This is a genomic window from Paracraurococcus ruber (assembly GCF_004353985.1).
Classification (GTDB): Bacteria; Pseudomonadota; Alphaproteobacteria; order Acetobacterales; family Acetobacteraceae; genus Paracraurococcus; species Paracraurococcus ruber.
Window position 1 is genome coordinate 1 of record NZ_SMOA01000249.1, and the last position, 7,861, is coordinate 7,861.

A 7,861-nucleotide genomic window follows, 5' to 3' on the forward strand; every position below is an offset into this window, starting at 1 on the left:
GGTGTACTCGCGCCTCGGCTCGCCGCGTGTGACGATCTCAACCCGCGTCACACCATCTGCGGCTGCATCAGTGCTAGCACCAATGTGAGACTTCGATCCGGCCATCGCCTCTCCTCCGCGACAGCCTACCTCTCAGCGACTTCCGTCCAAGACAAGAAGGGCACCGGGCCAGCGCTTACTGATGATCTCGGCCGGGAAGCGGAAGCCAGGGTAGGTGACGCGGTCGGACGGCATCCAGCCAGCTTCGCCCAGCCATGCCGCTCCGGCCAGGGCTCACCAACTTGGCAATGCCCGTCTATCCGGAAGCGCGCGTGACGGTGGACGAGAAGGAGGGTCTGATCCTTTATCCGTCAGCTCCCCCCGTCGCCGAGAAGAGGGCGCTGAAGGCGTGACCGGCTTGGACTCGACTCACGCCCTACCACTCGGACAAAGCGTGAGGAGAGTCCAAGGCAGTGAACTGGGCTGGACTACCCTTCTCCGCGTTTAGCTTCCTCAGCTCACTGGCGCGCGGATACCTCGACCAGCCCGTTTGGCGCCACTGTCTTGCGCAATCTATCGAAGCAGCGCAGGTCGGTGGCCCGTAGTGCGCTATCATGGCTCCCGCGACCAACGCCCTAGTGCACTGACTCAAACGGAGGATTCACAGCGGGCTGCTGCGATGGAATTCTCCGGACATAGCCCAGACCATCAGTGTCATCGTTGGATCGGACGACCGCGCCCGCCTGAGTGCGATCATCGGCGACCTGAACCGCCCGCTCAAGCACATGTAGCGGGCCAACATTATCCTGCTGTCCGCTGATCGGCTGCCGGTCCTGGAGGTGGCCCGACGGGCGGGCGTCAGCCGCCCCGCCGTGTGGCGCTGGCAACGGCGCTACGCCGAGCAGGGCGTCGACGGGCATTGTCAAGTTGTTGAGCCGACGCTCGCGCCGAATACAGCCACGGCTGTCGTCCTCCTGAGGCTGGCATCTGGACGCGCGTCTCCTCTCGCCACACCTGGAAGGCTTGGGTACGAGCGCGTCGATATTGATCAGCGGTCATCAGATGTCGCCGTGGACGGAAGTGGCCGTAGATCATGGCTTGGGATGACAGGAAGCGCTGCGCCTGTTCCGGCGATTTGAACCGCTGCATCTGTCGCTCTCGGCGCCGCGTTGGCCGATGCGAGTTCTCGGCACGATTGTTCAGGTACCGACTGGTTTGGTGCTTCACCTCGGACAGCACCTCTCGGTGCGCGACACCGTAGCTGCGCAGGCCATCAGTGACGAGGCGCTTGGGCTTGTACTTCAGGCCGACAAGCAGGCGCTTGAAGAAGCGCTTCGCGGCTGTGGCGTTCCGGCGGCCCTGCACCAGAATGTCGAGCACCAAGCCGTGCTGATCGACAGCGCGCCAGAGGTAGTGCAGCTGGCCGCCAATCTTCAGGAACACCTCATCGAGGTGCCAGGTGTCGCCCGGCTTGGGCCGCCGCTGATGGAGCTTGCGGGCGAAGTCGGCGCCGAACTTGCGGCACCACTGCCGGATGCTCTCGTGGGTGACGCCGATCCCGCGCTCCGCCAGGATCAGCTCCACCTCGCGCAGGCTCAGGCCGAAGACGTGGTAAAGCCAGACGGCGTAGCTGATGATCGCGGTCGGCAAGCGGTAGCCGGGGTAGGTCGAGGGCTCGGACGACATCGAGTGAGCATGCCCCACCAGCCTCATTCCGCCCAGCGACCGCGAAGTTGGCAATGCCATCACGTGGCCTTTCGCACGCACGTCTCCTCCCGGCACACCTGGGAGGCCTCGGCTCGAGCATACGAGCAATCAGCAGCAGGCAGCCGCTGCCGACGCAGACAGCAGGGGCTAAAAATCACCGCGCAGACGAAATGCTCGCCAGGGTGGAAGAACGCGGGTGACGTGTAACGGATAGCTGTCGGCGCGGCCCCGAGCAGGCTTGAAAGCCGTCACCCCGGTGGCGGGAGGTGCACGGGTACGTCCCCTCCCCCGCGTTGTCCTGGATCAGGTCTTGTGCCCACTGAGCCAGTATGCCCAGGCCGCAAAAGCAAAGGCACCGCCGACGCTTAAACCAAGCAGCAACACGTCGTTGAGGGTCATGGGCCGAGCCTCCTCAGGATCCGCCTTGCGGTCCAATGTAGGGTCCCGCTGACATAGAGCAAAGCGCAAAACACCACTGCAAGTCGGAGGTCGAAGGTGATCTGGAGGGCACCGAGAGCAATCCCAACCAGCGGCGTGATAATCCCGGCCACAACGCACCCGGCCGCAATCGTATTCAGCAGTGTGGCCGTGAGCTTGGTTTGCTCGGCAAGGACAAGGTCGATGCTGGCGCCTTCGCTCACGATGTGCCGCCCGCCTCCGGCTCAGCGGTAAGCAATCGTGCGATCTCGGCCTGACGGCGCTCAAGTGTTTTGATTTCGGCCTGCAGGTGTGCGATTCGGGTGCCAAGGCGCTGGGCTTCAGCTCGCAGTCCTGCCTCATCCACGCGCGTGCTCGCCTCGGCTGCCCTCTGCCGCTCCTTACGGAAAGCAATGATGGCGGCCCGGGTGACCGACGGTGAAACTAGTCCGCGGCGCTTGGCTTCAGCGAAGTCGCCGGCTTCCATTACGCAGAGCTGGTAGGCGACGCTGTAACTCGCCGGACAGCTCTCGGGCTGCAAGAGGCCGGATTCGACAGCCCGAGCAACCGAGCGCAACTGGCTGGCAACTGGGTCGCTGAACGGGAACAGGCGCTCGCAGCCGGCTTTCAGTGCGGCTCTCTCTGCCGGTGTCACCAATGCTACATCGAGGCGGAGCAACGCTTTGCCCGCCTCAATGAACGACTTTGCCGCACGTCCCCAGGACGCCTGAACCTCCCGTCGAGCCTCAAGCACCTTGGCGACGCGAGCTTGGTCCTCAAGCAGGCCAGTTTCGCCGAAGACTGCTGTGAGCGCGTCCATAACGTCGCCCGGTACCTGGATAAGCCGGTCGAGGGCGGCTGGACGCGTGTCAGCGGGCTGCTGCTCGTCACTGTCGAGCGCAGCGAAGCGGCGTAGCGAAACTTTCGCGCTCATAGTCCAACCTCGCGCGCCACGTAGGACCAAAGTGCTTCGAAGGTCTCGCCACTGTTGGTCCGCGTAAGATCGAGGACCCCCAAGCCCTTGCCGGCGGCTGCCGGAATTTCCTCGAATTGGCCGACCTCGATCGGGCAGATCGGTCCGACAGCAACGAGCCTGGCGCGGATCGTTGAGAAGGCGCGGGTTCGACGATTGGCGCGGTTCAAGATGAAGGCAGCCTTGGCCTGGGTGGCTAGTAAGCGCTTCATCCAGGGAGCCGTGCTGTCGACATCGTCCATCGTGGTTTGGCTTGGCACCAGGATCAGGTCAGCCGCGCTGGAGAGGCTAAGAACGGCATTCAGGTTGAGTTCGACACTTGGTGGCGTGTCGACGACGATAAGGTCGGCGTCAGTGGCCCGGGCATGCGCCAGGGCCTCTCGCCAGTCGTCGAGTTCAGCCGGAATGACTGGGACCGGCGGCAGGCTCGGGACCGCAACCCGCGCCCGCTCCCGGCGCTCAGACCAGGTTGTCAGTGTTCCTTGCTTGTCGAGATCGACGCCGACCACCCGCTTGCCGGCCTGCGCGGCCGAGACGAGAATGTTGCGACTAAGTGAAGATTTCCCACAGCCACCTTTTGGGCTGCTTAGAAGGACAACAGGTTGCACCGCAGCCCCGCAACTGGTTTCCGGCGGCAAACTGGGACCAACTGTTGCGCCAGACAAGCAAGATTTTTACCGGTAAAACCGCGCCGGACGTTTCTGAAGGCTCCAGTGTCTTTCATGCCGAACTCTAGGACCGCACACTGGGCTTGCAAACACCATCCGTGATGGGGAGGCCAGGATCGAGGCAAAGCCTGCCGCATGCGCGATGAAGATGAATGGCGCTAAGGCCCGACGCTCATTGAGCGCTGCAATAACTTGAAGATACGACCCACGCAGCCCAAGCCCCGGCTGAGAAGTCTGGGGCCGAGAAGCGGTAAGTCGCTCTCAGGAGCACCAGGCCGGATCGAACGTTCGGTCCGGGCTTCGTGCAGATGCTTTCAAAAGTGCATCGGCAACCCCGGGGAAAGCGGTGCTCTTACAGCCTCTCCTGTGCAACCCGACGACAAATCGAGCCGCCTCATCCTTGCTCGGCACCGCGCCGGCCGCCCTGCAACGGGCGACCTGCCCTACGAAGGTCGGGGAACGCTGAAGACGCTCACGGCGGGCATCCGCCGCCGTGTGGTTTTTGGGCTCTGAAGCCTTAACCGAGAAAGGCGGTGTCTGGCGTCTTTTGTCCATGTCGAGGCGGCCTATGATCAGGCTGTGCCGCATGCCATCGACGAACTTGTCAAGCTGCAGTCCGAACTCCAGCAGCGGGATGCCGCCGGTGACCAAGTAGGCACTGCCGTTCATGGACCTGTCTATTTGGTGGGTGGCGCCCATAGAGCTGGCCGAGCGAGATACTCCCGGAGCAGTGCCATGTTGCGGCGATTGGCCCGGAAGAACACGTCGCCCACCGCACCCGCCACCGGCACCGCGCTGATCAGGCCATCCAATCCCACATTGCCGATCATGCGCAGCACCGTCCCGGTCGAGACGCCGAGCCGGCGGGCCTCCCAGATCAGGTAGCCGGAGATCACCGTGGATACGACCGGCCCCAGGCCGGGCAGCAGGCTGAAGAGCGCATCCGCCCCGAAGCGGATGCCGGTACCGGGGATCCGCCAGCGGCTGTCGAGGAGATCGGCGATGATCTCCAGCCGCGCCAGGGACGGCAGGCCTGGGGCGACACGCGGCGGCAGTGTCCGGCCAAGGGATGGGTGGGGGGTCATCGCGATCTCACGGGGTCCGACGATGGAACGCCGCAGGGCCGTCCGCGGTCATGGGCAACGGCGCGGGACGTGGCCGCCGATCTCGAGCGGAACGGCCTCCGGTCCGCGCAGGGCAAAGGCGTCCGGCCTTCCCCCTGCGCGAACCCCACCGCCGCGGAAGCCCCCCCCCCTTGCGGGGAGGCCGAGGACCGCGTCGGCGTGATCATGCCGGCGCGGTGGCGTGCGGGTGCTCCAGGAAGAACCGGAGCATCTCCCGCGACGCATCGGGACCCCGCGGGTCGGTGTAGGACCCGGCGGCGCTGCCGCCCGACCAGGCATGGCCACCGCCATGGACCAGCCATTGCTCGAGTATCGGCTGGCCGGCGGCGTCCCTGTGGAGGGTGCGGGTATAAGCGTGCCCGCCCGGCACCTGGCCGCGCTGCACGGTGGTCCGCAGGTCGCCCGCCGCCGCGGATTGGGCGATGACCTGGTCGCCGTTGCGCGGGTTCACCGTGTGGTCCTTGTCCGCATGGAACACGATGGTCGGGACGATCCGCCGGTTGCCGCTCGCGGCCTGGCCCGCGCCGGCGCCCTGCCGCATGGTGGCGAAGGCCGAGGGCATGTCGCGCGCCGCGCCGCAGGCCAGGCCGGAATGCACGCCCACCGCGGCGTAGAGATCGGGATAGGCCTGCGCCATGATGGCGGCCGCGGCGCCGCCGGCGGACAGCCCGCCGACATAGACCCGCCGCGGATCGACCGCGTGGTCGCGCATGACCTGACGGGTGATGCCGGCGATCAGCGCGGGCTCGCCCTGGTCGCGCTGCTGGTCGCCTGGGCTGAACCAGTTCCAGCATTTCTGCGCATTGGCGGCCTGGGTCTGGCCCGGGTAGGCGACCAGGCAGCCATGCTCCTCGGCAAGGGCGTTCATCCGCGTACCGGCGGCGAAATCGTCGGGCGACTGGGTGCAGCCGTGCAGCATGACGACCAGCGGCGCCGCCTCATCGCGATGGGTGCTGGGGATGTAGAGCTTGTAGCCACGGGTCCCGGCCTTGCTGCCGAAGCTGCCGGCGAGGAACCTGGCTCCCTCCGGCAGCGGCTCGGCCCGTGCCATGGCTCCTTGGGCCAGCCCGCCCAGGCCCTGCGCCAGGCCGCCCCGGCCGCTCCGGTCGAGCATGCCTTGCAGTGCCTCCGGCGGCCTGGCGGTGCCCCCCGCGCCGCCGCCAGGCCACCGGAACGCCGCCGCAGGCGGCGCCGCAGCGGTGGGCGCCTCCCCGGTCTCGGGGTCGACGTCGATGATGCGCGGCAGGCGCCCGGCCGCAGGGCTTGCCGCTGTCCCCGCCGTGGCCGGAGCGGCGCCGGCCGGCGCCTCGCCGTGCAGCAGGCGCTACAGCAGGGCGGAGGCCTCGGTCAGCTTGCCTTCGCGGGTGAGGCGGGTCGCCTCGAGCATGGAGGGGGGCAGGATGGCGTTCATGTCTGATGCTTTCGATGCGCGGGTGCGGGGCAGCCCTGGTCGCAGGCGGGCTCGCCCGGCTTTCCCGCATGGGATGCCGGTGGTGGAAACGGATGGTCGCCGCGCCGCCGATCCGTGGCGGTCAGCGGCATGCGATGGGGCCTGGTCCGGTCAGCGGGTGCGGTCGGCGAGCGCGGCCTTCACCACGGCGCTGGCCTGCAGCGCGCCGAGGACGGAGATCGAGGCGATCGTCGCCTGGGCGAGCTCCGGCGTCACGTCGGCAGCGATGCTGGCGAGCCCCAGCACTCGGATGTCGAGCCGGTGCCCCGCCGCGCGCACCGCTTCGAGATCGGCACGGCTGAAATGCCGCAGCCCGAGGTCCAGGCTTTTCCGGGCGACGGACTGCCGGGTTGCATCGGCATGGCGTTCGATCTGGTTGCGTATCGCGGTGCGGATGAAGTCCGTTCGGTTGGAGTAGAAGCCGTCCTGGACCAGCAGGTCGATGTGGCCGAGATCGACGTAGCCGAGGTTGATGGTGATCTTCTCGGTGTCGCTGCCGACCTTGGGCCGGAGCGTATGCATGTGGCCAGCCATCCCTATAACATCCCCTGACCATCTGGATGGATGGTAGATGGCGCGCGGTCAGGCTGCCGCAAGACACAGGAGCCTGCGGGCAAGGTGCCGTTGCCGTGACCCGCGGGGATGCCGGGTGAGGGGGGCTGCCACCTTGCCGACGGCAACCACGCTGCGTGGCGCAGCGCGAGAGCGGGGCAGCTGGCCCCGGCGGGGTCTGGCCTTCCGCGCCGAGGCTCCTTTGGAGGCGAGCGCGCGGCCCTCCGTTCGGCACGCGATCCTGGCCGTTCCACTCGCCCCTCCGGAGTGGCCGGCCTCCTGGGCCTCACCTCTGATAATACCGCATTATCGGAGGTGAGCGGCGCTTGCCCCAAACCGCGCAAGCTGCTGAGATTCCGCCATGTCCGACCTGCCCGCCCGCGTCGCCCCGGCCGCCCTGCCTGCCAGCGAGGCGGCGGCCTACGCCGCCGGGAGCCTCTCGGCCGCGACGCGCCGGGCCTACCGCGCGGACTGGGCCGACTGGATCAGCTGGTGCAGCCAGCACGGCCACCCGCCGCTGCCCGCGGCACCCGAGGCGATCGCCGCCTACCTCGCCTCGCTGGCCACCACCCATGGCCGCAGCGCGCTCCGCCGGCGGCTCTCCGCCATCGGCCTGGCGCACGCGCTGGCCGGCCACCCCTGGAACCCCGGCCACCCCGCCATCCGTCACACGCTGCGCGGCATCCTCCGCCGGCATGGCACCCCGGCGCGGCAGGCCGCGGCGCTGACCACCGCCGAGATCCGCCGTCTCGTCGCGGCCTGCGACCGTGGCCTCGCCGGCACCCGCGACCGTGCCCTCCTGCTGCTCGGCTACGCCGGGGCGCTGCGGCGGAGCGAGCTGGTGGCAATCCAGCGCGAGCACGTCTCCTTTGTAGCTGCTGGCCCAATCCTCCCCGGAAGTGCTGGCTGAAAATTCCCCAGTCCAGCGCGACTGCCCGCGCCCGGGGGCGAGCCCCCGGGCGCGGGTGGCGCCGGCCATGCCCCAGGATGC

8 protein-coding genes and 1 pseudogene are annotated in these 7,861 nt (G+C 67.7%); 1 reads left to right on the plus strand and 8 read right to left on the minus strand.

Annotation, left to right across the window (positions count from 1 at the left end):
• Positions 1–981: 981 nt before the first annotated feature.
• The 8 genes and pseudogenes from E2C05_RS25855 to E2C05_RS25890 all read right to left on the minus strand — a co-directional run.
• Positions 982–1,665 (minus strand): annotated as a pseudogene (locus tag E2C05_RS25855) (IS6 family transposase); the annotation flags it as partial.
• A 416-nt stretch (positions 1,666–2,081) separates the two neighbouring features.
• A complete protein-coding gene (locus tag E2C05_RS25860) occupies positions 2,082–2,327 on the minus strand; it encodes a hypothetical protein (RefSeq protein ID WP_133222535.1) in 246 nt (81 codons plus the stop codon).
• Positions 2,324–3,037: a hypothetical protein gene (locus E2C05_RS25865; RefSeq protein WP_133222537.1), complete on the minus strand. Its 714-nt coding sequence runs from the start codon at positions 3,035–3,037 to the stop codon at positions 2,324–2,326. Before E2C05_RS25865 ends, E2C05_RS25860 begins: the two co-directional genes overlap by 4 nt.
• Entirely contained in the window at positions 3,034–3,684 is a 651-nt protein-coding gene (locus E2C05_RS25870; RefSeq protein WP_133222539.1) for a ParA family protein, read from the minus strand. The genes E2C05_RS25865 and E2C05_RS25870 overlap by 4 nt, the downstream gene beginning before the upstream one ends.
• A gap of 321 nt (positions 3,685–4,005) precedes the next feature.
• Positions 4,006–4,413, minus strand: a complete 408-nt coding sequence (locus E2C05_RS25875; protein ID WP_133222540.1) for a hypothetical protein — start codon at positions 4,411–4,413, stop codon at positions 4,006–4,008.
• A gap of 8 nt (positions 4,414–4,421) precedes the next feature.
• A complete protein-coding gene (locus E2C05_RS25880; protein WP_133222542.1) occupies positions 4,422–4,829 on the minus strand; it encodes a DUF4112 domain-containing protein in 408 nt (135 codons plus the stop codon).
• Between the two features lie 202 nt (positions 4,830–5,031).
• Positions 5,032–5,982: an extracellular catalytic domain type 1 short-chain-length polyhydroxyalkanoate depolymerase gene (locus tag E2C05_RS25885; protein WP_200306231.1), complete on the minus strand. Its 951-nt coding sequence runs from the start codon at positions 5,980–5,982 to the stop codon at positions 5,032–5,034.
• Positions 5,983–6,429: 447 nt separating this feature from the next.
• On the minus strand, positions 6,430–6,840 hold the full coding sequence (locus E2C05_RS25890; RefSeq protein WP_408901632.1) for a CopG family transcriptional regulator: 411 nt from the start codon (positions 6,838–6,840) through the stop codon (positions 6,430–6,432).
• A gap of 391 nt (positions 6,841–7,231) precedes the next feature.
• On the opposite strand from E2C05_RS25890, the gene E2C05_RS25895 reads away from it, so the two are divergent.
• Entirely contained in the window at positions 7,232–7,780 is a 549-nt protein-coding gene (locus tag E2C05_RS25895; protein WP_133222545.1) for a site-specific integrase, read from the plus strand.
• Positions 7,781–7,861 lie beyond the last annotated feature (81 nt).